This window comes from Pseudomonas sp. IAC-BECa141, from assembly GCF_020544405.1.
GTDB lineage: Bacteria > Pseudomonadota > Gammaproteobacteria > Pseudomonadales > Pseudomonadaceae > Aquipseudomonas.
The window spans coordinates 2,044,846-2,069,230 of record NZ_CP065410.1 but is presented as its reverse complement, the minus strand read 5'-3'; the positions used below and the strand labels follow the sequence as shown (position 1 = coordinate 2,069,230).

Here is a 24,385-nt window from a genome sequence, read left to right as displayed (position 1 = left end):
AGGGTTCGCCGAACTTAACCGAGCGCTTGCTTGGTTTTCAACAGGATTGTGTGGCTCAGAGGGAAATCGGCTTGCGCCCTGCAAACGAGTGAGCCAGCGTGCCGCCGTCCACCAGTTCCAGTTCGCCACCCAACGGTACGCCGTGAGCGATGCGCGAGGCGATCAGGCCTTTGCTCTGCAGCAACTGAGCAATGTAGTGGGCGGTTGCTTCACCTTCCACGGTCGGGTTGGTGGCGAGGATGACTTCGGTGAAGGTGCCCGCCTCTTCGATCCGCGCCATCAATTGCGGGATGCCGATGGCTTCCGGGCCCAGGCCGTCCAGCGGCGACAGGTGCCCCTTGAGCACGAAGTAGCGACCGCGGAACCCGGTCTGCTCGACCGCGTAGACATCCATCGGCCCTTCCACCACGCACAACAGCGTGTCGTCGCGGCGGGTGTCGGCGCATTGCGGGCACAGATCGTCTTCGGTCAGCGTGCGGCACTGACGGCAGTGTCCGACCCCCTCCATGGCCTGGCTCAGGGCCTGGGCCAGGCGCGTGCCGCCGCTGCGGTCACGCTCGAGCAACTGCAACGCCATACGCTGGGCAGTTTTCTGACCCACGCCCGGCAAAGTTCGCAGGGCGTCGATCAGTTGGCGAATCAAAGGGCTGAAGCTCATGGGGAAAAAGTCCGACAAAACGACGAGACGCGGTTTATACCCGCGCCTCCGGCCAGCGTCAAATCCTCAGTCCTGTGCAACCTTCACCACCAGTTTGCCGAAGTTACGCCCCTCCAGCAGCCCGATAAACGCCTGCGGTGCCTGCTCCAGGCCCTCGACCACGTCCTCGCGGAATTTCACCTTGCCATCGCGCACCCACGGCACCATGGCGCTGATGAATTCCGGCTGACGGTCGCCATAGTCGTCAAACACGATGAAGCCCTGAATCCGTACGCGTTTGGTCAGCAAGGTGCGTTGCAAGGCAGGCAAGCGATCCGGGCCTTTCGGCGCTTCCGAGGCGTTGTAGCCGGCGATCAGGCCGCACAGCGGGATCCGCGCCTTGGGATTGAGCAGAGGGACGACCGCATCGAAAACATGGCCGCCAACGTTTTCGTAATAGATGTCGATGCCATTGGGACAGGCCTTGGCCAGTTGCTCGGCAAAGTCCGGTGCCTTGTGATCGATGCAGGCATCGAAGCCCAATTGCTCGACCACGTATTTGCACTTCTCGGCACCACCGGCCACGCCGACGGCGCGCAGGCCTTTGATCTTCGCCACCTGGCCGACCACCGAGCCCACTGCACCGGAAGCGGCGGCGACCACCAGAGTCTCCCCTTCTTTTGGCTGGCCGATGTCCATCAGGCCCATGTAGGCGGTCATGCCGGGCATGCCCAGCACGCCGAGGGCCATCGACGGGCTCGGCAGGCCGGACGGGATCGGGATGATGTTGCGGCCGTCGCTGATGCTGTGGCTTTGCCAGCCGGTGGCACCCACCACCAGATCGCCGGGGTGGAATTTCGGATGACGCGACTGTTCTACACGGCTGACAGCGCCGCCGGTCATCACCTCGCCGATCTGTACCGGCGCCGCGTAGGACGGCGCATCACTCATGCGCCCGCGCATGTAGGGATCGAGTGACAGGTACAGGGTCTTGAGCAACACCTGGCCGTCTTCAAGGTCCGGCAGCGCCTCGCGCTCCAGACGGAAGTTCTCGGGCGTTGGCGCGCCCACCGGTCGCGAGGCCAGCACGAAGCGTTGATTGAGGGTCAGAGAGTCGGACATGTCAGCGTCTCCTTTGAATGATGAATTCGGTGGTATAGGGAGCAGACCTTGGTGGGGATGGTGCGTTCCGTTTGATAAGCGATCGTCGAGGTATCGAATCGTCCACTTTGTCGGGGTCAGTCCAGAGCGTGGGAACGATCAACAGGCCAAAAAAAATGCCAGGCACGATGCCTGGCATTTTTTGTCGCTCATCCAACCCGCCAAGGCGAATCAGAACGGCAGTTTCATACCGGCCGGCAGGTTCATGCCAGCGGTCATGCTGCCCATTTTCGCCTGGCTGTTGGCTTCGATCTGACGCACGGCGGCGTTGACGGCTGCAGCCACCAGATCCTCGACCACTTCACGGTCGTCTTCGTCCAGGCCTGGCAGTACGCTCGGGTCGATGCTGACCTTCTTCACGTCATGACGGCCGGTCATCACCACGGTGACCAGATCGCCACCGGCTTTGCCGGTGACTTCGGCGTTGGCCAGTTCTTCCTGCATCTTGGCCATTTTTTCCTGCATTTGCTGCGCCTGCTTCATCAGGCCGGCCATGCCACCTTTCATCATGGGAATCACCTCAAAAGTACTTGGATCAAAACAGCGCCCGGCCACACAGGCCGGACGCCCTCAGTTATTAGCCCTGACTGACCAGGGCGTCGACAGGTTCAATAGTATCGTGTCGCACGACCGCACCGAACTGCTGGACCATCTGCTGGATGAACGGATCGCCGTGGATCGACTCCTCCGCCTCGCGCTGACGGTTGGCACGGCGCCGGGACGCAGCCTGGGCCGGGGTTTCCTGCTCGGGCTTGATCAGCTCGATGGTCAGGGTCAGCGTGCGTCCGTGGAACTGGTTCAGCGCATCGTTCAGACGACGCTGCTGGGTGGCGTTGAACAAGGCACTGTGGGCCGGGTCCAGGTGCATCAGCCAGTGGTCGCCATCGACCGCGATCAGCGTGCAGTTGGCGGCGATGCTACCGGTCATGCCGGAGATCGGCAGTTGCGGGAACAGCTCCAGCCATTGCAGGGCCAGACCTGTGGCCGGCGCGGCGGCAGGTTCCGGCTCGGGTTCGGGAGCCGGTTCTGCGGCGTGTTCGCTGGCCAGATCGTCGAGGTAACTGTAGGCCGAATCCATGTCCGGCTCGATGTAGTCCTCGTCGAGCGGCGGCTCGTCGTCCATGTCCATGCCCGGTGTGGCGGCATCGACTTCGGCCACTGACGGCTCGGGGATCGGCGCGGCGGCCCACTCCGGGGCGTCCGGCACGACGCTGTCCGGGGTCGGCAGCGGCATAGGCGGCAGATCCGGCTGTTCGGCGGTGGTTTCCAGCACGGGCTCGACCGCTGGCTGCTGCCCAGGTGCAAGTTCTACCGGGTCATTCCACGGCAGGTCGACGACTTCTTCGGCCACGACCGGCTCGGGTTCTGGCTCAGGAACGGGTTCAGGCGCAATCACCGCGGCAACCGGTACAGGCTCGGGAACAGGCGCAGGCGCAGGTGCCGGTGCAACCACCGGAGCCGGCGCAACAGCGGCAGCCACTACCGGCGCAGGTTTCGGCGCGGCAGCCACTGAGTTTGCGGAATCAACTGTGGCCTGGCTGATCCCCACTGGCTTTAGCGGTTGCCTCGGGGCGTCCGCCGTGTCTGCCGGCCGGAAGGCCAGCATCCGCAGCAGCACCATTTCGAAACCGCCTCGCGGGTCCGGCGCCAGCGGCAAGTCGCGGCGGCCGATCAGGCCCATCTGGTAATAGAACTGGACGTCTTCGGCCGGCAGGGCCTGGGCCAGCGCCAGCACCCGGTCACGGTCGCCGTGGCCGTTATCGACACCTTCCGGCAGGGCCTGGGCGATGGCGACGCGGTGCAGCACGTTGAGAATTTCCGAGAGCACGCCGTTCCAGTCCGGACCCTGTTCGGCCAGGTGACGCACGGCTTCGAGCAACGCCTTGGCATCACCTTCGATCAGCGCGTGCAGCACGTCGTAAACCTGGCCATGATCCAGCGTACCGAGCATTGCCCGCACATCGGTGGCCAGCACCTTGCCTTCACCGAAGGCGATGGCCTGGTCGGTCAGGCTCATGGCGTCACGCATCGAACCGTCGGCGGCGCGGCCGAGCAGCCACAGGGCGTCGTCTTCGAACGGTACGTTTTCGGCGGTCAGGACATGAGTCAAATGCTCGACAACACGCTCAGGTGTCATGTTCTTCAGAGAGAACTGCAGGCATCGCGACAAAATCGTTGCCGGAAGTTTCTGCGGGTCGGTGGTCGCCAGGATGAACTTGACGTAGGGCGGTGGCTCTTCGAGGGTTTTCAGCAGCGCATTGAAGGAATGGCTGGAGAGCATGTGCACTTCGTCGATCAGGTAGACCTTGAAGCGCCCGCGGCTCGGGGCGTATTGCACGTTGTCGAGCAGCTCGCGGGTGTCCTCGACCTTGGTCCGGCTCGCGGCGTCGATCTCGATCAGGTCGACGAAACGACCTTCATCGATCTCGCGGCACACCGAACACTCGCCGCACGGGCTTGAAGTGATACCTGTTTCACAGTTCAGGCATTTGGCGATGATCCGCGCAATCGTGGTCTTGCCAACGCCCCGCGTACCGGTGAAGAGGTAGGCGTGGTGCAGGCGCTGGCTGTCCAAGGCATTGATCAGAGCCTTGAGCACATGGGTCTGGCCGACCATTTCGCGGAACGAGCGCGGACGCCATTTACGTGCAAGAACCTGATAACTCATCGAAAACCGTCGCGGCAAAGGAAGCAGAAGCGGCTAATGCTAGCGGAGCAAGGGCAAAATTGCATCCGGTGTGCTCGTCTATTCTGGCTAAGCTGCATGAGCGAGGGCTTTTGTCGGCTCGGGATCGGGAATTACCGGAGCATTTATGCGGTGGGCCGTGGGGGCATTACTGGGATTGAGCCTGAGCGCGATGGCGTCGCAACCGCCGCTGCGCTTCGTCGTTGCCGACAGCTGGGCGATGCCGATGGTGCAGATCGAACGCGGCCGCCCGACCCAGGGCATCCTTTACGACATCATGCTCAGCCTGGCGACTCAGGTTGGCGTGCCGGCGCAATTTCACGTCCTGCCCCGCAACCGTGTGCAGAACGCCATGGAACACGGCGAAGTCGATGTGCGCTGCTATGCCGCACAATCCTGGCTGCCGAATCTGTCCGGGGATTACATCTGGAGCATTCCGCTTTTTTTCCAGCGCGACCTGCTCATCAGCCGTCAGAATCAGCCAACCGAAGCCGATCCTGCCCTTCTGCCTCGCCAGGCGATCGGCACTGTGCTCGGTTACAGCTACCCCACCTTGCAACCACTGTTTGAAACCGACCGCTTACGGCGCGAAGACGCGCGCAATCAGGAACAGGTCCTGGACAAGTTGCTGGCCGGCCGTTATCGCTATGCCGTAAGCAATCAATGGACACTGGACTGGTTCAACCAGCGCCTGCTGCCGGGGCAGCAACTGCAAGGGGTGGCGGTATTGCAGGAGCAGCAGGTCGGCTGCTACATCCGCAACGACCCGAATGTGCCGGTGCAGCGGATCTTGCGGACGCTGCTGCGGATGAAAATGTCGGGGAGATTGATGACATTATCCGGTTGTATACCGGAGGATCGGCCAGTGAACCGTGAGACGGGCCTTCAATGCCCCGCCGTATCGCGAAATTGCTGGTACTCGTGATACTCGACCCACGCCACCACATCGTACGGCACATAAAGCTTCAGCCTGGCGCGGGAGATGGCGATGTACACGGCGCAGATCCGCTGATCGAACGCGTAGGCATCCTTGAATTTCTCGTTGGTCAGCAACCCCGGCGTCAGCAGGACCTTGTCGAACTCCATGCCCCCCGCCTCTTGCGCGAGCATCAACAGGCAGCCGTTGCCGGCGTTGTCGATCATTCGGTTCAGGCGCGTCAGGTCGGCAATCATGAAGCCGTTTTCCAGCTTGTCCTTGACCCGCAGAAACGATTCGTCGAACCGGTTTGCGTCGCACACCGCTTGCCAGTCAGGCAGGTCGCTGAAATACGGATGCACGCCGTTTTCGCTGAATTCGGAACGGTAGAAATCCGGTTTGAACAGCTCGATGGCGGTGGCCATGAAATGCTTCAGATCATCCTGGGTTCGCTTGTCCGGGAATCTGAACTTGCGGTTGGAATCGTGCAGATGGATCGCCCAGATCATGCTGTCCCATGGCGATGCCGTCAGCACCACGCAACCTTCGGACGGCACGAAGCCTTCCGGGTATTCCTTGATGACGACGTCAGCATCACTGGCACCCTCGAACGGAATCTTGCCCTTCTGCGAGTGCCGGGCGATCAGCGGATTGACCAGCCGCTCGACATTGCGCCCCGAACGCACGGAATAGCTGATATCGCTCTGGCGAACCTCACGGTGCCGTTTGACCGGCACGCCGCTGGCCTGCTGATACTCGTCGCCGAGAGTGATCAGCACCTGACGCCCGCGCTCGATGATCTGCAACAGCGACCCGGGAATGTCCTGACTCTCGTCGATCAGCACGTGCGTGTAGCGCGCTGGCACCACGCAACCAGCGATGCAGGCCCGCTTGATCATCAGTAGCGCTTCGAAGCCGGTCTGGCTGCCCCACGCCGGATTGAGTTCGAGGTAGCCCCACACCCGGCTCGAATATTCCAGCAACACCTGAGCGTCGACGCTGGAGAGCGGCTGGTTGAAATGCGGCAGATGCTTCGCCGAAAAGGTGTGATCGCGGAAGCGGCAGTAGCGTTCGATCACTTTGAGGCAGAGTTCAAGGGTCGCCTGCCCGTCGTGGTGGCGAAAACCGAAGATATTCAGTTCCTGCGCCAGCGCCTGCCGGGTCGGGATTCGCCCTCCCTCCGCCTGCGGCCTGCGCCCGAGCATCAGCGACTGCGCAAACGCCAGGAAGGTCTTGCCGGCCTTCTTCTCGCTCGGCCCCGCCATCCGCTGGCGAAGCACCTCCAGTTTGGCCGGGGTGCGCGCCAGCAACAGGGTCTTTTCGGGGCGCAGATGTTCCAGCAAGGCCACCAGCAGATGGCTTTTGCCGATCCCTGCGTAACCTTGAACGTGCAGATCTTCGTCCAGGTTGGCGCGGAAGGTTCTGACCAGTTTGTCCTGGGCCGGGCTCAACCAGCGCTCGCGGTAACGGGGCGTCACTATCGGCTGGCTGAACGGGTCATGGCGGCGATGACGCCGGACTTTGTATTCGAAATCCCACTGACCATCGGGCAACAAGTAGTCGCGCGCCGATATTTCTTCAGCCAACAGAAAACGCAGGTTCAGAGGATTAAGAACCTTCAGGCCGAAATACAATTTGCGCGGGTCGAACAGCCGCCGGGCTTCTGACAACAGACCAGCCGTCGCTGACTGACGTTTTTCGACAGCCCAGGCCAAGAGTTTGGCCAGAATCTTTTCTGCCGCAATTGCGCCGAGATCCTGCTCTTTCGTCTGCACCAGATTCTGAATAACCAGCACCGCCGCCAATTCCGGATCGGTCAGGCTCTCGAGCGCTGTTGCGCCCTCCGCCTGCAACAGGTTCGCGCAGGTTTCATCCGTGACGGGCAAGAACACAGGGCTGGATAAATCGGAATGTTCCGGGAGCATAAAACCTCGCGACCTGGGCACAACCCCTGAGGTCGATCCCGGTCAGACTCTTCATTCATTTCGGTTGTGGCGAGTATGCGCGATTGCAGGAGAAATGATTACCCCGTGTCGACGCCATCGCGAGCAGGGTGTGCTGACTCGAACGACGAATCGCAGGCATAAAAAAACCGCAGTGGGCGAAACCCATGCAGTTCTGTCTGACTCGTTCGATGTTCGTTAAGGTGGTAACCCTACCAGCCACACCCCGGCACACAATGTTCCCGCTGTGGCTGCTGCCTTCCGGCTCTGACCAGGTTCACGGGTAATCGTTGCGGGGGGACCGATAGGGTCACCATAACGACACTCGCCTGTCGGCGAGCCGCGCCATTGTACCTATCTGAGACGAAGTTACAACCGCTCGTTGCAGATAAAAAACATGAAGGGCTTCAAGCACTTGCTATTGCGCCTGAAGCACCTCGTCCGCGCGACCGCCCTCTTGCTGGATCACCAGATGAATGAAGTGCAGCTTGGCGATCGCCGCAGGCGGCAGGACGAATGGATAGAAATCCGGCTGGCCCATGCTGCGCGACAGTTCGTTGAGCATGCCGGCCAGTTCGATCCACGCATTGACGAACGACAGGAACGCCGCGCCGCCGGGATGCTCGGGGTCGTACAACGTGCTGGACGGGAACGGCTGGTAATCCAGGTCCATCTCCCGGGCGCTCATGCCAAAGCCCAGCGCGGTATCCACCGCGTCCATCATGTGCAGGTAATGCGCCCAGGTTTCCGCCCAGTCTTCCCATGGGTGCATGGTGGCGTAGGCGCTGACGTAGTGCTGCGACCAGTCGGCCGGTGCGCCCTGCTGATAATGGCGCTCCAGTGCCTCGGCATAACTGGCGCGTTCGTCGCCGAACAGGTTGCGGAATGAGCCCAGCCAAGGGCTGTTGGCGATCAACCGATCCCAGTAGTAATGCCCGACCTCATGGCGAAAATGCCCGAGCAGCGTGCGATAGGGTTCGTGCATCTGCGCCCGGACCTGCTCGCGGTGGGCGTCGTCGGCTTCTGCGATGTCGAGGGTGATCAGGCCATTGGCGTGGCCGGTCATCGGCGCGTTGCCTTGCAGATCGACGCCGATAAAATCGAAGGCCAGGCCGGTTTCTTCGTCGACGGTTTTCGGGATGACCGGCAGGCCGAGGCCAATCAGTTGCGCCACCAGTCGCCGCTTGGCGATTTCCACCTTGCGCCAGCGCTCGGGGTTTTCCGGGACGGACAGGTCGGGAATGGTGCGATTCAGAGCGCAGGCCGCGCACAGGGTGTCGTGATCGTTGGCGGGCAGCAGCCAGTTGCAGCCGGCCGGAGTGTCGAGATTGGCGCAACGCCGGAACAGCCCGGCCTCGGGATCGACGTCCAGCGTCCAGGTGTTCTCTTGCGGCCCCGGTTGCAGCGAGGTCAGCCGACTGTGTTCCGGTTGATAACCCAGCGCCGCGTTGCAGGCCAGGCACTGGCTGTTGCGAAAGAACAGCGACTGGCCGCAGCGGCACGGCCAGACCTTGCTGTTGCGCGAGGATTCGCCCATGAACGGCGCGACGATGCGGGAACTGAGCTGCTCGAAAAAGCGGTACATGGTGATCTCTCCCTGGGGCTTGCCAAGACTAGATCATTCCCGCACGCAGATCGTTCCCGCGCTCTGCGTGGGAATGCATACCGTGACGCTCTGCGTCACAGCGGACGCGGAGCGTCCGGGCGGTATTCCCACGCGGAGCGCATCTGTCGATCAATCAGGCGCTGATACCGTGCCCTTTCAGGAACGTGATAAACGCCTCTTCATCCATCACTTTCACGCCCAGCTCGTTGGCCTTGGTCAGTTTCGACCCGGCGCCCGGTCCGGCCACCACGCAATGGGTCTTGGCCGACACGGAACCCGCGACCTTGGCGCCGAGGCTTTCCAGGTGTTCCTTGGCGACATCGCGACTCATCAGCTCGACCTTGCCGGTCAGCACCCAGGTTTCGCCGGCCAGCGGCAGGCCTTCGACGACTTTCTTTTCGCTCTGCCAGTGCATGCCGAAATCGCGCAGCTGCTTCTCGGCGTCTTCGGCCAGTTGACGATGCTCGGGCAAGGCGAAGAACCCGCGAACCGAGTTGGCCTGTTTCTCCGGCAATGCCTGACGCATGTCCAGCCAGTCAGCGTTCATCACCCCTTCCAGCGATTCGAACTTGTCCGCCAGTTTCTGCGCCCCGCCCGGGCCCACCGAAGGAATGTGCAGCTTGTCGAGGAAGCCGCCCAGCGTGGTACTCGCGGCAAACTCGGCACCCAACTCGCCCTGGTCCTGAATCTGCAAACCGTGGCCCAGCAGTTCGCTGATCACCTGCCGGTTGTGCGCATCCTCGAAGAAGCTGTGAATCTCGTGCGCCACTTCCAGGCCGATGTCCGGCAGGTACGTCAGCACTTGCGGCAAGGCTTGCTGGACACGCTCCAGCGATCCCAGCGAACGCGCCAGCACTTTGGCCGTCTCCTCGCCGACATCCGGAATGCCCAGCGCATAGATGAAGCGCGCCAGCCCCGGCTTCTTGCTGTCTTCGATGGCAGCCAGCAACTTGTTGCTCGACACTTCGGCGAAGCCTTCGAGGTCGACGATGTCCTCGAACTTCAGCGCGTAAAGATCAGCCGGCGAACTGACCAGACCTTCGTCCACCAGTTGCTCGACACTCTTGTCGCCAAGGCCTTCGATGTCCATCGCCCGGCGCGATACGAAGTGAATGATCGCCTGCTTGAGTTGCGCACCGCAGGCCAGTCGGCCGACGCAACGATACACCGCGCCCTCACTGATGGTTTCCTTGCCCTTGCTGCGCTTGACCAGTTGCGTGCGCTCGACGTGCGAGCCACACACCGGACAGTTCTCGGGAATCTGCACCGGCCGCGCGTCTTCCGGGCGACGCTCGGCAACGACTTGCACCACTTGCGGAATCACATCACCGGCGCGGCGAATGATCACCGTGTCGCCGATCATCAGGCCCAGCCGGGCGACTTCGTCCATGTTGTGCAGCGTTGCATTGGCCACGGTCACACCTGCGACCTTGACCGGTTTCAAGCGCGCCACAGGCGTGACGGCGCCGGTGCGGCCGACCTGGAATTCCACGTCGAGCAGTTCGGTGAGCTCTTCCATGGCCGGGAATTTGTGGGCGATGGCCCAGCGCGGTTCGCGGGCGCGGAAGCCCAGTTCGCGCTGGTCGGCAATGCTGTTGACCTTGAACACCACACCGTCGATTTCGTAAGCCAGCGAATTACGGCGCTCGCCGATATCGCGGTAGTAATCCAGGCATTCGCCGATGCCTTTGGCCAGTTTCAATTCATGGCTGATCGGCAGCCCCCAGGCTTGCAGCTGCTTGAGGTTGCCGATGTGAGTGTCGGAAATATCGTGAGAGACCTGGCCGATGCCGTAGCAGCAGAATTCCAGCGGACGGTTGGCGGTGATCTTCGAATCCAGCTGACGCAGGCTGCCGGCGGCGGCGTTGCGCGGGTTGGCGAAGGTCTTGCCGCCGATTTCCAGTTGCGAGGCGTTGAGGCGCTCGAAACCGGCCTTGGACATGAACACTTCGCCGCGCACTTCCAGGGTCGCCGGCCAGCCCGTGCCGTGCAGCTTCAGCGGGATGTTGCGCACGGTGCGCACGTTGACGCTGATGTCTTCACCGGTGGTGCCGTCGCCGCGTGTGGCGCCACGCACCAGCACACCGTCCTGATACAGCAGGCTGACCGCCAGGCCATCGAGTTTCGGTTCGCAACTGTATTCCACCGCCGCGCCACCGCCGAACAGGTCACCGGCCGGCAGATCCAGACCTTCGGTCACCCGGCGGTCGAACTCGCGCATGTCGGTTTCTTCGAAGGCGTTGCCGAGGCTGAGCATCGGCACCTCATGACGCACCTGGGTGAACGCGGTCAGGGCCACGCTACCGACACGCTGGGTAGGCGAGTCGCTGGTGATCAGTTCCGGATTGGCCGCTTCCAGCGCCTTGAGCTCGTGGAACAACCGGTCGTACTCGGCATCCGGAATGCTCGGCTCATCGAGGACGTGGTAACGGTAGTTGTGCTGATCGAGTTCAGCGCGCAGCTCTAGAATGCGGTCTTTGGCGGCAGTCATGGGTGTTCTCTCATAAAGCAAAAGAGCAGCCGAGGCTGCTCAATCTATTTGCCGATTGCCCCTTTTATTGCGAGGCAACCTTTTCAATCAACGCTTCTGGGTCAGGGCGCGGCGTTCGAATTCGACGATGCGCTGACGGTAGTGCTCGATGGTCTGCGCGGTCAGGACGCTGCGCTGGTCATCTTTCAACTCGCCGTTCAGTTCCTGGGACAGCTTGCGGGCTGCCGCCACCATCACGTCGAAGGCCTGCTTCGGATGACGCGGGCCTGGCAGGCCGAGGAAGAAGCTCACCGCCGGGGTGCTGAAGTGGTCGATGTCGTCCAGATCGAAGATGCCCGGCTTGACCGCGTTGGCCATGGAGAACAGCACTTCGCCGTTGCCGGCCATGCTTTCGTGACGGTGGAAGATATCCATCTCGCCGAAACGCAGACCGCTTTCCAGAATGTTCTGCAGCAGTGCCGGGCCCTTGAAGCCGGCCGGGTCGCGGCAGATCACGCTGATCACCAGCACTTCTTCGGCTTGCGGCTGATCTTTATCGGCCACTGCCGGCGACGACTTGGCGGCAGACTCGACGAAATCATCGTCGCGGCTGCTGAAGCTCGGACCGCCGTCCAGATCCAGATCGAGGTTCAGGTCGCCCTGGGCCGGACCGTTGCTGCCACGCTTGCCGCGCTTGGAACCGGATTCGCGAGGCTCGCGTGCTTCGCGGGCCGGCATGCTCACCGATGGCAGATCGTGTTCGTCCAGTTGCGGCTCTTTATGGGTGTCCAGCACACGGGCCGGGCCCAACAGCTCGGCGCTGGTGTCCTCGTCCGGCAGGTTGGACAGACTTCGGTCAAGACGGAATTTCAGTTTTCCCTTGCCGCCGCGCATACGGCGCCAGCCATCGAAAAGAATACCGGCTATCACAATGATGCCGATGACGATCAGCCACTCGCGCAGACCGATTTCCATGTAATCCCGTGCCTCTATAAAAAATGCTGAAAAATAAGGGGTTTACACTGTGCAAACCGCTTTAAAACGTGGCGCCAACTCTATGTTCTGACAGGCGTTTTGCCCACGTATACGAAAAATTGACATTAAACTAGCACGACCAAAGACAACTTTACACCGTCTGTCTCATTGGCTTGCGCGATTATGTCGATTGGCCAGCCATTCGAAACCGGTAAATAAGTCCTACGGACTACAAATACCTTTTCCGACAGCGCCGGCTCAGGCATCCACCATCGCCATCGCCTCCTCGACATCCACGGCTACCAGTCGCGAACAACCCGGCTCGTGCATCGTCACGCCCATCAACTGGTCAGCCATTTCCATGGCGATCTTGTTGTGGGTGATATAGATGAACTGCACAGTCTGCGACATCTCCTTGACCAATCGTGCGTAGCGTCCAACGTTAGCGTCATCCAGCGGTGCGTCAACTTCATCGAGCATGCAGAACGGCGCCGGATTCAACTTGAAGATCGCAAAAACCAGTGCCAGTGCCGTCAGGGCTTTCTCGCCACCGGAGAGCAAATGGATGGTGCTGTTCTTCTTGCCGGGCGGTTGCGCCATGATCGTCACCCCTGTATCGAGTAGATCTTCGCCCGTCAGTTCCAAATACGCGCGTCCACCACCGAAAACTTTCGGGAAAAGCGCCTGTAAACCGCCATTGATCTGATCAAAGGTATCTTTGAAACGGTTACGGGTTTCCTTGTCGATCTTGCGGATGACGTTTTCCAGCGTCTCAAGGGCTTCGACCAGATCGGCGTCCTGAGCATCCAGATAACGTTTACGCTCGGATTGTTGCTGGTATTCGTCGATCGCCGCGAGGTTGATCGCGCCCAGGCGCTGAATGCGCGCGGCGATGCGCTCGAGTTCTTCTTCGGCGCCCTTCTCGCTGGCCTCGGCGGTCAGGGTGTTGAGCACGCCGTGCAGATCGTAGCCGTCTTCCAGCAGTTGATCCTGCAGAGCCTTGCGGCGCACGGTCAGGGCCTGCCATTCCATGCGTTGCTGTTCGAGCTGGCCACGGATCATTTGCGATTGCTGCTCGGCCTGGGTCCGGCGTTTTTCCGCGTCGCGCAGTTCGCGGTCGGCGTCTTCCAGCGCGATCTGGGCGGTCTTGAGTTCATCGTCGACGCTCATGCGCTTGTCGAGCAACTCTTCGAGTTTGAGGCGCAACTCTTCCAGCGGCGCCTCGCCCTCCTCCAGATTCAGGCTGAGCTGTTCGCGTTTTTCGGTGAGGCGCTCGGCCTGCATTTCCAGACGTTCAAGGGCCTGGCGGGTCGAATCATGCTGCGCGCGCAGCGAGCCCAGACGCACGGCCAATTGATGGGCGTGATCCTTGTGCTGGCGCGCTTCCTGACGCACCCGATCCAGCCGCTCGCGCAGGCTGTCTCGCTGGGCCAGCAGCAATTCGCGCTGTTCGGTGTCCAGGGCCATGGCGTCGAGGGCGTCCTGCAGCTGGATCCGCGCTTCGCCGATGTTTTCGTGTTCCAGTTCGCGCTGTTCGGCGAGCTCGACCAGTTCTTCGTCGAGTCGGGTGCGACGCAGATTCAACTGCTCGGCCTTGGCTTTGCCGGCGGACAGTTGAGCTTTCAGCTCGCCTTGCTGACGGGCCTCGTCTTGCAGCAAACGACGCAAATGCTCGCGACCGTTTTCCTGCTGACGCTGTTGCGCGCGCAGAGTCTGTAAACGGGTTTCCATGGCCTCGACCGTGGCTTCGCGCTCTTCGCGCTCCGCATGCAGCGTTTCGATTTCCTGGCCACGCGCAAGCATGCCGCTTTCGGCTTCGCTGGCGCGGCGCACCCGCAGGAAATGCCGGCCGACCCAGTAACCGTCGCGGCTGATCAGGCTCTGCCCGGCAGCCAGCTGGCCGCGCAGGGCCAGCGCCTGCTCAAGACTGTCGACCGGTTTGACCTGAGCGAGCCAGGGCGACAGATCAACCAGTGCCTCGACCTTGTCCAGCAGGCTGCCGGCCACGCGCACGCCGTCATTGCCGGGGCTGAGCAAACGCAGATCACCCTGGGCGAAACCGGACAGATCGAAGCCGTCGAAATCGTCCACCAGCACCGCTTGCAGGTCGGCACCGAGCACGGTCTCCACCGCCAGCTCCCAACCGGCCTCGACCTTCAGGCCTTCGGCCAGACGCGGACGCTCGGCAAGGTTGTGTTCCTTCAGCCATTCAGCGGTGCCCGTGCCCGGATCGAGCGCGGCCTGCTGCAAGGCTTCCAGCGATGCCAGGCGACCGTTGAGACGCTGCAAATCGCCCTGCGCCTGCTGCTGCGCGGTCAGCGCCTGCTGCAACTCCTGGCGCAGTTGCTCAAGTTTTTCGACCTGGGCTGCTTCGCTGGTCTGCAAATCTTCAAGGGTGGCTTCGGACTCCGCGAGCTGTTCGCTGAGCTCCATGATCGCCGCGTCTTCCGGATCGGCCGAGAGCAACGCCCGCTCTTCGCCCAGACGTTTTTGCCGATCGGCCAGACGCTCCAGACTGGTTTCCAACTGCTGGATGCGCGACTGCTGCACTTCGGCCTGACGGCGGGGTTCGGCGGCGGTCAGGTTGAAGGCGTCCCACTGCTCCTGCCAGCCGTGCATGACGGTTTCGGAATCTTCCAGCGCTGCGGCGGCCTCTTCGGCGGCGGCGTTGGTGATTTCCTGCTCGGGGGTCAGTTGATCGAGCTCTTCGCCGAGGGTCAGCAGCAAGGTACGGTCGTGGCCCAAGTGCGATTCGGTTTCCAGGCGCGCGCGCTCTGCCTCTTTCAGATCGTCCTGCAATTGGCGCAAACGCTGCTGGCCGTGCTGGATGCTCTGCTCGACCCGGGCGATGTCGCCGCCGACCGAATAGAAGCGTCCCTGCACCAGATTGAAGCGCTCGGACAGGTCATGGTGACCGTCGCGCAGGCGTTCAATGGCCGCGTCGGCGTTGCGCTGCTCGGCGACCAGCGCTTCGAAGCTGATCTCCTGGTTGCCGATGATCGATTCGCGCTGGCCGACCTGATCGTTCAGATCCTGCCAGCGCAGGGCCGACAGTTGCGCCTTGAGCTGGCGCTCTTCGGCCTTGTATTCCTGATACTTCTTGGCGGCCTCGGCCTGACGGTGAAGGCGTTCGAGCTGGCGTTCGAGTTCTTCACGCAGGTCGGTCAGGCGGGCAAGGTTTTCGTGGGTGCGGCGGATGCGGTTCTCGGTCTCGCGCCGGCGCTCCTTGTATTTGGAAATACCAGCGGCTTCTTCGATGAAGTTGCGCAGATCTTCCGGCTTGGACTCGATCAGCTTGGAGATCATCCCCTGCTCGATGATCGAGTAGCTGCGCGGGCCGAGGCCGGTGCCGAGGAAGATGTCGGTGATGTCGCGGCGACGGCATTTGGCGCCGTTCAAGTAATAAGTGGTCTGGCTGTCGCGGGTCACTTTGCGGCGGATCGAAATTTCCGCGTACGCCGCCCACTCGCCCAGCAGGGTGCCGTCGGAGTTGTCGAATACCAGTTCGATGCTCGCCTGGCTCACCGGTTTGCGGCTGGTCGAGCCGTTGAAGATGACGTCGGTCATCGACTCGCCGCGCAGGTTCTTGGCCGAGCTTTCGCCCATTACCCAGCGCACGGCGTCGATGATGTTCGACTTGCCGCAACCGTTCGGCCCGACGACCGCCGCCATGTTGCTGGGGAAGTTCACCGTGGTCGGATCGACGAAGGATTTGAACCCCGCCAGTTTGATGCACTTGAGCCGCAAGGTCAGGCAACCGTCAGGGCGGCCACCACCAGATCGCAGCTGCGCTGGGCGTAAGCCGTCAGCACGATGCGGATCTGCGGCAGGTCACGGGCGAGGACGGCGGCGAGCAAGCGTTCGAACAGTTCGAGGAATTCGCTCATCTCGGCCTTGCGCTGCTCCAGCGCAAGGAAATACGCACGGCTCATGGCCGGCTGCAGGTTCTCGACGGTTTCCTGCAGGTACGGGTTGTTGGCGAACGGGTACGCGGCGCGCATCACATTGAAGCTTTCGTCGACGAAGGTGCGAATGTCCTGACGCTCGTAGCTGGCGGTCAGGCGCTGCTGGATCTGCACGAACGGCGCCATGTCGGACTGGACTTGCCAGCCATTGGCCACCGCGTTGCCGAGCAGGATGTACAGCTCGCTCATCAACGTGCACAGGCTCTGCACCTTGTGCGCCGTAAGCTCAGTGACGTGGGCGCCGCGGCGCGGCAGGATCGCGATCAGGTGACGGCGCTCGAGGATCAGCAAGGCTTCACGGACCGAGCCGCGGCTGACGTTCAGCGCCAGCGTGACCTTCTGTTCCTGGATGCGCTCTCCCGGCTTCATTTCGCCGCGAATGATCCGTTCGGCGAGGTGGTGAGCGATTTGCTCGGCGAGGCTGTCCGGCGCCTTGAACGTCATGGTTGTCCTTCAAACTCTTCGATCTGCACAAGCGGCGCAGTGTAGCGCAATGCGCGGTCATGGCGGAGTGCCCGCACAGCGGTTTTTGGCACGAATCCCGCAAAAAAGCGCTTGATCCCATAAGGGTCAATACTGAAGAGACACGTGGTTGAGCGACAAAACGGTTTTTCCTGACCTTTAAGTCAGAAAACCATTGACCGAAAAGTCAGACCTGCTAAATTCGGCTCAAGTCGCTCAACAACAATAATGAGTCTGCGAGGCCTTCCGTGATCCAGTTTTTACTTAACCAGGAACTCCGTAGCGAGCACGCCCTGGACCCGAACCTGACTGTGCTCAACTACCTGCGCGAACACGTGGGTAAACCCGGCACCAAAGAAGGCTGCGCCAGCGGTGACTGCGGCGCCTGTACGGTGGTGGTCGGCGAGTTGCAGACGGATGACGATGGCCGCGAGCGCATTCGCTATCGCAGCCTCAACTCGTGCCTGACGTTCGTTTCGTCGCTGCACGGCAAACAACTGATCAGCGTCGAAGACCTCAAGCACAAGGGCGAACTGCACAGCGTGCAGAAAGCCATGGTCGAGTGCCACGGTTCGCAGTGCGGTTTCTGCACCCCCGGTTTCGTGATGTCGCTGTTCGCCCTGCAAAAGAACAGCGATGCGCCGGATCATGCCAAGGCCCACGAAGCGCTGGCCGGCAATCTCTGCCGCTGCACCGGCTACCGGCCGATCCTGGCCGCCGCCGAGCAATCCTGCTGCGGCAAGCAGCCTGACCAGTTCGACGCCGGTGAGGCGCAAACCATTGCCCGCCTCAAAGCCATTGCCCCGACATCGATCGGCGAACTCAACAGCGGCGACAAACGCTGCCTGGTGCCGCTGACCGTGGCCGATCTGGCCGACCTCTACGATGCTTATCCACAGGCCCGCCTGTTGGCCGGCGGCACCGACCTGGCGCTGGAAGTCACGCAGTTCCACCGCACCCTGCCGGTGATGATCTACGTGGGCAACGTCGCCGAAATGAAGCGCATCGAGCACTTCGAGGATCGCATCGAAATCGGCGCCGCCACCGCCCTCTCCGACTGCTACGAAGTGTTGAACGCCGAGTACCCGGACTTCGGCGAACTGCTGCACCGCTTCGCCTCCCTGCAGATCCGCAACCAGGGCACCCTCGGCGGCAACATCGGCAACGCCTCGCCCATTGGTGACTCGCCGCCCCTGCTGATCGCCCTCGGCGCGCAGATCGTGTTGTGCAAGGGCGAGACGCGCCGCACGCTGGCGCTCGAGGATTACTTCATCGATTACCGGGTCACCGCGCGTCAGGAAAGCGAGTTCATCGAGAAAATCATCGTGCCTCGCGCCACGGCCGAGCAGCGCTTCCGCGCCTACAAAGTCTCCAAGCGTCTGGACGATGACATCTCCGCCGTCTGCGCCGCGTTCAACCTGCGCGTCGAAAACGGCGTGATCACCGACGCCCGCGTCGCCTTCGGCGGCATGGCCGCGATCCCGAAACGCGCCGCTCATTGTGAAGCCGTGCTGCTCGGCCAGCCGTTCAACAACGCGGTGGTCGAACGGGCCTGCACTGCGCTGGGCGAGGATTTCACTCCGCTCTCGGACTTCCGCGCCAGCAAGGAGTACCGCCTGCTCAGCGCGCAGAACCTGCTGCGCAAATACTTCATCGAACTGCAAACACCGCACATCGAGACTCGGGTGACCGCTTATGTCTAACCATCACGGCGTAGAGAAAACACAAGCTGAACTGGCTGAACTGTTCGCCAGGGACCTGACCACCGGCGTCGGCCGCAGCGTCAAGCACGACAGCGCCGCCAAGCATGTGTCCGGTGAAGCGCAGTACATCGATGACCGCTTGGAATTCCCTAACCAGTTGCACGTTTACGCACGGTTGTCGGATCGCGCCCACGCAAAAATCATCAGCATCGACACCAAACCCTGCTACGCCTTCGAAGGTGTGCGCATCGCCATCACTCACGAAGACGTTCCGGGCCTGAAAGACATCGGCCCGTTGATGCCGGGCGATCCGCTGCTGGCCATCGATGACGTGCAGTTCGTCGGTCAACCGGTACTGGCGGTGGCCGCCAAAGACCTCGAAACCGCTCGCAAGGCCGCGATGGCCGCGATCATCGAATACGAAGATCTGGAGCCGGTGCTGGACGTGGTCGAAGCCCTGCGCAAACGCCACTTCGTACTCGACAGCCACACCCACCAGCGCGGCGATTCGGCCAACGCCTTGGCCACGGCCGAGCACCGCATCCAAGGCACGCTGCACATCGGCGGTCAGGAACACTTCTATCTGGAGACGCAGATTTCCTCGGTAATGCCGACCGAAGACGGCGGCATGATCGTCTACTGCTCGACCCAGAACCCCACCGAAGTGCAGAAGCTGGTGGCCGAAGTCCTCGACGTGTCGATGAACAAGATCGTGGTCGACATGCGCCGCATGGGCGGTGGTTTCGGCGGCAAGGAAACCCAGGCCGCAAGCCCGGCATGCCTGTGCGCAGTGATCGCGCACCTCACCGGCCAGCCGACCAAGATGCGCCTGCCACGGGTCGAAGACATGCTGATGACCGGCAAGCGTCACCCGTTCTATGTCGAGTACGACGTGGGCTTCGACAGCAACGGGCGCCTGCACGGGATCGCGATGGATCTGGCCGGCAACTGCGGCTGCTCGCCTGACCTGTCGGCCTCGATCGTTGACCGTGCGATGTTCCACTCGGACAACTCGTACTACCTCGGCGATGCGACCATCAACGGTCACCGCTGCAAGACCAACACCGCGTCGAACACCGCGTATCGGGGTTTCGGCGGCCCGCAAGGGATGGTCGCGATCGAAGAAGTGATGGACGCCATCGCCCGTCACCTCAACCTCGATCCGCTGGCCGTGCGCAAGGCCAACTACTACGGCAAGACCGAGCGCAACGTCACCCACTACTACCAGACTGTCGAGCACAACATGCTCGAAGAGATGACCGCCGAGCTGGAAGAAAGCAGCCAGTATGCCGAACGCCGCGAAGCGATCCGTCGCTACAACGCCAATAGCCCGATCCTGAAAAAAGGCCTGGCGCTGACCCCGGTGAAGTTCGGCATTTCCTTCACCGCCAGCTTCCTCAACCAGGCGGGTGCGCTGGTGCACGTCTATACCGACGGCAGCATCCACCTGAACCACGGCGGCACGGAAATGGGCCAGGGCTTGAACACCAAAGTCGCGCAGGTCGTGGCCGAAGTGTTCCAGGTGGAAATGGATCGCGTGCAGATCACCGCGACCAACACCGACAAGGTGCCGAACACCTCGCCTACGGCGGCCTCCAGCGGTGCTGACCTGAACGGTAAAGCCGCACAGAACGCGGCGGAAATCATCAAGCAACGCCTCGTTGAATTTGCGGCGCGGCACTACAAGGTCAGCGAAGAAGACGTGGAATTCCACAACGGCCACGTCCGTGTGCGCGACCACATCATGACCTTCGAAGCGTTGATTCAGCTGGCGTATTTCAATCAGGTGTCGCTGTCGAGCACCGGGTTCTACAAGACCCCGAAAATCTACTACGACCGCAGCCAGGCCCGTGGTCGGCCGTTCTACTACTTCGCCTTCGGCGCGGCGTGCTGCGAAGTGATCGTCGACACCCTGACCGGCGAGTACAAGATGCTGCGCACCGACATCCTCCACGACGTCGGCGCCTCGCTGAACCCGGCCATCGACATCGGCCAGGTCGAGGGCGGCTTTGTCCAGGGCATGGGCTGGCTGACCATGGAAGAACTGGTGTGGAACAACAAGGGCAAGCTGATGACCAACGGCCCGGCCAGCTACAAGATCCCGGCCGTGGCGGACATGCCGCTCGACCTGCGGGTAAAACTGGTGGAAAACCGCAAGAACCCGGAAGACACGGTGTTCCACTCCAAGGCTGTGGGTGAGCCGCCGTTCATGCTCGGCATCGCCGCGTGGTGCGCGATCAAGGATGCGGTAGCCAGCCTCGGCGACTACAAGCATCAGCCGAAGATCGACGCGCCGGCGACCCCGGAGCGGGTGTTGTGGGGTTGCGAGCAGATGCGCCAGCTCAAGGCGGTCAAGGCCGTCGAAGCTGAAACCGAGGTTGTTTGATGATCGTTCCCACGCCTGCGTGGGAATGCAGCCGCGACGCTCTGCGTCGCATCCTGAACAGCGGACGCGGAGCGTCCAGTGATGCATTCCCACGCGACGGTTCGACGCCTCGACGTGGGAACGATCTGAGAGGTGAGATATGTACAACTGGATCGACGCCCTCGCCGACCTGCAGAACCAGGGCGAACCTTGTGTTCTTGTGACGATCATCGAAGAGCTCGGCTCGACGCCGCGCAATGCCGGCTCGAAAATGGTCGTCAGCGCCCGCCAGACGTTCGACACCATCGGTGGCGGGCACCTGGAATACAAAGCCATGCAGATCGCTCGCGAGATGCTCGCCAGCGGCAAGCAGGACACCCATCTGGAGCGCTTCAGCCTCGGCGCCAGTCTGGGCCAGTGCTGCGGCGGCGCGACGGTGCTGCTGTTCGAACCGATGGGCCAGGTGCAGGCGCAGATCGCCGTGTTCGGCGCCGGTCATGTCGGTCGCGCACTGGTGCCCTTGCTCGCCAGCCTGCCCTGCCGGGTGCGCTGGATCGACTCCCGGGAGGAGGAATTCCCCGAGCAGATTCCCCACGGCGTGCGCAAAATCGTCGCCGAAGAGCCTGTGGATGAAATCGACGACTTGCCCGCCGGCAGCTACTGCATCGTCATGACCCACAACCATCAGCTGGATCTGGAACTCACCGCCGCGATCCTCAAGCGCAACGATTTCACCTGGTTCGGCCTGATCGGCTCGAAAACCAAACGGGCCAAGTTCGAACATCGCCTGCGTGACCGTGGTTTCGACGCCAGCGTCGTGCAACGCATGCGCTGCCCGATGGGCATCGGTGAAGTCAAAGGCAAGTTGCCTGTAGAAATCGCTATCTCCATCGCCGGCGAAATCATCGCCACCTATAACGCCAATTTCGGCCAGCACACCGCCAGTGCCGAACCGATTGCCAAACTGCTGCCGGTTTCCCGGCGCAGTCAGGCCGCCACACTCAAAGCCTCAAACTGATTAGAGAACCCTCATGCCTCTGACTCGCAAAGCCTACCGCGCCGCCATCCTGCACAGCATCGCCGACCCCGCCGAGGTCGGCATCGAAGCCTCCTACGAGTATTTCGAGGATGGCCTGCTGGTGGTCGATGGCGGCAAGATCAGCGCCCTCGGCCACGCCAGCGAACTGCTGCCGACCCTGCCGGCGGACATCGAGATCACGCATCACAAGGATGCGCTGATCACCCCGGGCTTCATCGACACCCACATCCACCTGCCGCAGACCGGCATGGTCGGCGCCTATGGCGAGCAACTGCTGGACTGGCTGAACACCTACACCTTCCCTTGCGAAAGCCAGTTCGCCGACAAGGCCCACGCCGATGAAGTGGCGGACATCTTCATCAAGGAACTGCTGCGCAACGGCACCACCACCGCGCTGGTGTTCGGCAGCGTGCATCCGCAATCGGTGAACTCGTTCTTCGAAGCGGCAGAGAAGCTGGATCTGCGGATGATCGCCGGCAAGGTGATGATGGACCGTAACGCGCCGGACTACCTGACCGACACCCCGGAATCGAGCTACGTCGACAGCAAGGCGCTGATCGAGCGCTGGCACGGCAAGGGCCGTCTGCACTATGCCGTCACCCCGCGATTCGCCCCGACCAGCACCCCGGAACAGCTGACGCTCGCCGGTCAGTTGCTCAGCGAATACCCGGATCTGTACATGCAGACCCACATCAGCGAAAACCTCAAGGAAGTCGAGTGGGTCAAGGAGCTGTTTCCGGAGCGCAAGGGCTATCTGGACGTCTACGATCACTACCAATTGCTCGGCGAGCGCTCGGTGTTCGCCCACGGCGTGCATCTGTGCGACGACGAATGCGCACGCCTGGCGCAGACCGGTTCGGCGGTCGCGTTCTGCCCGACCTCGAACTTCTTCCTCGGCAGCGGCCTGTTCAACCTGCCGATGGCCGAGAAGCACAAACTGAACGTCGGGCTCGGGACTGACGTCGGCGGCGGCACCAGTTTTTCGTTGCTGCAAACCCTGAACGAAGCCTACAAGGTGATGCAGTTGCAAGGCGCACGCCTGAGCCCGTTCAAGTCGCTGTACCTCGCCACCCTCGGTGGCGCGCGGGCCCTGCGTCTGGAAGACAAGATCGGCAACCTGCAACCGGGCTCCGACGCCGACTTCCTGGTGCTGGACTACAACGCCACGCCGCTGATGAGCTATCGCTTGAAGCAGGCCAACAACATTGCTGAAACGCTGTTCGTGCTGATGACCCTGGGCGATGACCGCACCGTAGCTCAGACCTACGCGGCGGGCGCGCTGGTGCACCAGCGCTAACTGATTGCTCGATTGTTCCCACGCTCTGCGTGGGAATGCCTCTGGGGACGCTCCGCGTCCAGTGACGCGGAGCGTCACGGGCTGCATTCCCACGCGGACGGTTCGACGCCTCGACGTGGGAACGATCAGGAGAGCAAAAAAATCCCCCGGCACTTTGCAGTCCGGGGGATTTTTATTGCCTGTCGATTCGCCTCAGAGCTTGACCGCCGGCCGCCCCGGTTTCTTGGTCTGCAACAGGTGCGAGAACACTGCATGCAGATCGTCCGAAGCGCTTTCTTCGTCGAGGTTGAGCTTGCTGTCGATGTGATCCATGTGATGCATCATCAGGTCCACTGCCAGCTCGCCGTTGCGCGCTTCGATGGCGTCGATCAACTGGGTGTGCTCGTCGTAGGAACAGTGCGAACGGTTGCCGCTTTCATATTGGGCGATGATCAGCGACGTCTGCGAAACCAGGCTGCGCTGGAAACTGATCAACGGCGCATTCTTCGCTGCCTCGGCCAGTTTCAGGTGGAATTCACCCGAGAGACGGATGCCGGCGCCGCGATCGCCACGGGAGAAGCTGTCGCGCTCGTCGTTGACCATCTGGCGCAATTCGGCGATCTGCTCGGCGGTGGCGTGTTGCACGGCCAGCTCGGTGATCGCGCGCTCCACCAGACGCCGGGCGAGAAACACCTGACGCGCCTCTTCAACGCTCGGGCTGGCGACGACCGCGCCACGGTTCGGCCGCAACAGCACCACGCCTTCATGGGCCAGACGCGAGAGCGCGCGGCGAATGATGGTGCGGCTGACCCCGAAAATTTCCCCCAGCGCTTCTTCGCTCAACTTTGTGCCGGGCGCCAGGCGCTGTTCGAGGATGGCCTCGAATATATGCGCATAGACAATGTCGTCCTGGGTTCCGCTGCGGCCGGCCTTGCCTGCTCGCGGTTGTTTCTTGAGGGGTTGCAACTGTTCGTTCATGGGCACTCGAGTCGGGAAGAACGGCGGCGAATTGACCGTGACTGTAATACGGCACAGTGGGTCGCTGGCAAGTATCGCGTAAAAAACAGCGCGATTGTACACAATGGAAGGTGGCAACACGACTGTACGGCTGTTTGTGGCTTTGGCTGTATTGCAACGCTTCGTTACGTTTGAGTTTAGGCTTGATCGCAGAATCCGCGATC

General features: G+C 61.9%; 15 protein-coding genes, 1 other RNA gene and 1 pseudogene. 5 read left to right on the top strand and 12 right to left on the bottom strand.

The annotated features are described in order from the left end of the window. Nucleotides 1-55 precede the first annotated feature (55 nt). The 4 genes from recR to dnaX all read right to left on the bottom strand — a co-directional run bounded on the left by recR (nt 56) and on the right by dnaX (nt 4,466). Nucleotides 56-658 carry a recombination mediator RecR gene (gene recR / locus I5961_RS09475; protein ID WP_085700219.1) on the bottom strand — a complete coding sequence of 201 codons (603 nt, stop codon included), beginning with the start codon at nt 656-658 and terminating at the stop codon, nt 56-58. Between the two features lie 66 nt (nt 659-724). Further along, on the bottom strand, nt 725-1,759 hold the full coding sequence (locus I5961_RS09470; RefSeq protein ID WP_085700220.1) for an NADP-dependent oxidoreductase: 1,035 nt from the start codon (nt 1,757-1,759) through the stop codon (nt 725-727). A gap of 210 nt (nt 1,760-1,969) precedes the next feature. Further along, nucleotides 1,970-2,308: a YbaB/EbfC family nucleoid-associated protein gene (locus tag I5961_RS09465; protein WP_007951650.1), complete on the bottom strand. Its 339-nt coding sequence runs from the start codon at nt 2,306-2,308 to the stop codon at nt 1,970-1,972. Nucleotides 2,309-2,375: 67 nt separating this feature from the next. Continuing rightward, nucleotides 2,376-4,466 carry a DNA polymerase III subunit gamma/tau gene (dnaX, locus tag I5961_RS09460; RefSeq protein ID WP_227235030.1) on the bottom strand — a complete coding sequence of 697 codons (2,091 nt, stop codon included), beginning with the start codon at nt 4,464-4,466 and terminating at the stop codon, nt 2,376-2,378. 145 nt (nt 4,467-4,611) lie between these two features. Here dnaX and I5961_RS09455 point away from each other — a divergent pair. Next, nucleotides 4,612-5,360, top strand: a pseudogene (locus I5961_RS09455) (substrate-binding periplasmic protein). A 9-nt stretch (nt 5,361-5,369) separates the two neighbouring features. Here the strand turns inward: I5961_RS09455 and I5961_RS09450 are convergent. The 7 genes from I5961_RS09450 to I5961_RS09420 all read right to left on the bottom strand — a co-directional run bounded on the left by I5961_RS09450 (nt 5,370) and on the right by I5961_RS09420 (nt 16,803). Further along, nucleotides 5,370-7,325: a hypothetical protein gene (locus tag I5961_RS09450; RefSeq protein WP_227235028.1), complete on the bottom strand. Its 1,956-nt coding sequence runs from the start codon at nt 7,323-7,325 to the stop codon at nt 5,370-5,372. Nucleotides 7,326-7,553: 228 nt separating this feature from the next. Beyond that, an RNA gene (ffs, locus tag I5961_RS09445) (signal recognition particle sRNA small type) lies at nt 7,554-7,650 on the bottom strand. 111 nt (nt 7,651-7,761) lie between these two features. Beyond that, a complete protein-coding gene (locus tag I5961_RS09440; RefSeq protein ID WP_085700225.1) occupies nt 7,762-8,928 on the bottom strand; it encodes a putative zinc-binding metallopeptidase in 1,167 nt (388 codons plus the stop codon). 154 nt (nt 8,929-9,082) lie between these two features. Next, nucleotides 9,083-11,440 (bottom strand): NAD-dependent DNA ligase LigA, encoded by a 2,358-nt coding sequence (ligA, locus tag I5961_RS09435; protein WP_227235027.1) that lies wholly within the window; start codon nt 11,438-11,440, stop codon nt 9,083-9,085. A gap of 87 nt (nt 11,441-11,527) precedes the next feature. After that, nucleotides 11,528-12,394 (bottom strand): cell division protein ZipA, encoded by an 867-nt coding sequence (gene zipA / locus I5961_RS09430; RefSeq protein ID WP_085613290.1) that lies wholly within the window; start codon nt 12,392-12,394, stop codon nt 11,528-11,530. Between the two features lie 258 nt (nt 12,395-12,652). Then, on the bottom strand, nt 12,653-16,141 hold the full coding sequence (gene smc, locus I5961_RS09425; protein ID WP_085700227.1) for a chromosome segregation protein SMC: 3,489 nt from the start codon (nt 16,139-16,141) through the stop codon (nt 12,653-12,655). Between the two features lie 2 nt (nt 16,142-16,143). Continuing rightward, nucleotides 16,144-16,803 (bottom strand): GntR family transcriptional regulator, encoded by a 660-nt coding sequence (locus tag I5961_RS09420; RefSeq protein ID WP_085700228.1) that lies wholly within the window; start codon nt 16,801-16,803, stop codon nt 16,144-16,146. A 266-nt stretch (nt 16,804-17,069) separates the two neighbouring features. On the opposite strand from I5961_RS09420, the gene xdhA reads away from it, so the two are divergent. The 4 genes from xdhA (at nt 17,070) to guaD (ending at nt 23,225) form a co-directional block, all read left to right on the top strand. After that, a complete protein-coding gene (gene xdhA, locus I5961_RS09415) occupies nt 17,070-18,524 on the top strand; it encodes a xanthine dehydrogenase small subunit (protein ID WP_085703541.1) in 1,455 nt (484 codons plus the stop codon). Then, a complete protein-coding gene (gene xdhB / locus I5961_RS09410; RefSeq protein WP_085700230.1) occupies nt 18,517-20,910 on the top strand; it encodes a xanthine dehydrogenase molybdopterin binding subunit in 2,394 nt (797 codons plus the stop codon). Before xdhA ends, xdhB begins: the two co-directional genes overlap by 8 nt. Before the next feature lie 139 nt (nt 20,911-21,049). Beyond that, nucleotides 21,050-21,907, top strand: a complete 858-nt coding sequence (gene xdhC / locus I5961_RS09405; protein ID WP_007952025.1) for a xanthine dehydrogenase accessory protein XdhC — start codon at nt 21,050-21,052, stop codon at nt 21,905-21,907. A gap of 13 nt (nt 21,908-21,920) precedes the next feature. Continuing rightward, nucleotides 21,921-23,225 (top strand): guanine deaminase, encoded by a 1,305-nt coding sequence (gene guaD / locus I5961_RS09400; RefSeq protein ID WP_227235026.1) that lies wholly within the window; start codon nt 21,921-21,923, stop codon nt 23,223-23,225. A 192-nt stretch (nt 23,226-23,417) separates the two neighbouring features. Here guaD and I5961_RS09395 read toward each other — a convergent pair whose 3' ends face one another. Then, nucleotides 23,418-24,182, bottom strand: coding sequence for a GntR family transcriptional regulator (locus I5961_RS09395; RefSeq protein ID WP_007952027.1), 765 nt, complete (start codon nt 24,180-24,182; stop codon nt 23,418-23,420). Nucleotides 24,183-24,385: the final 203 nt, after the last annotated feature.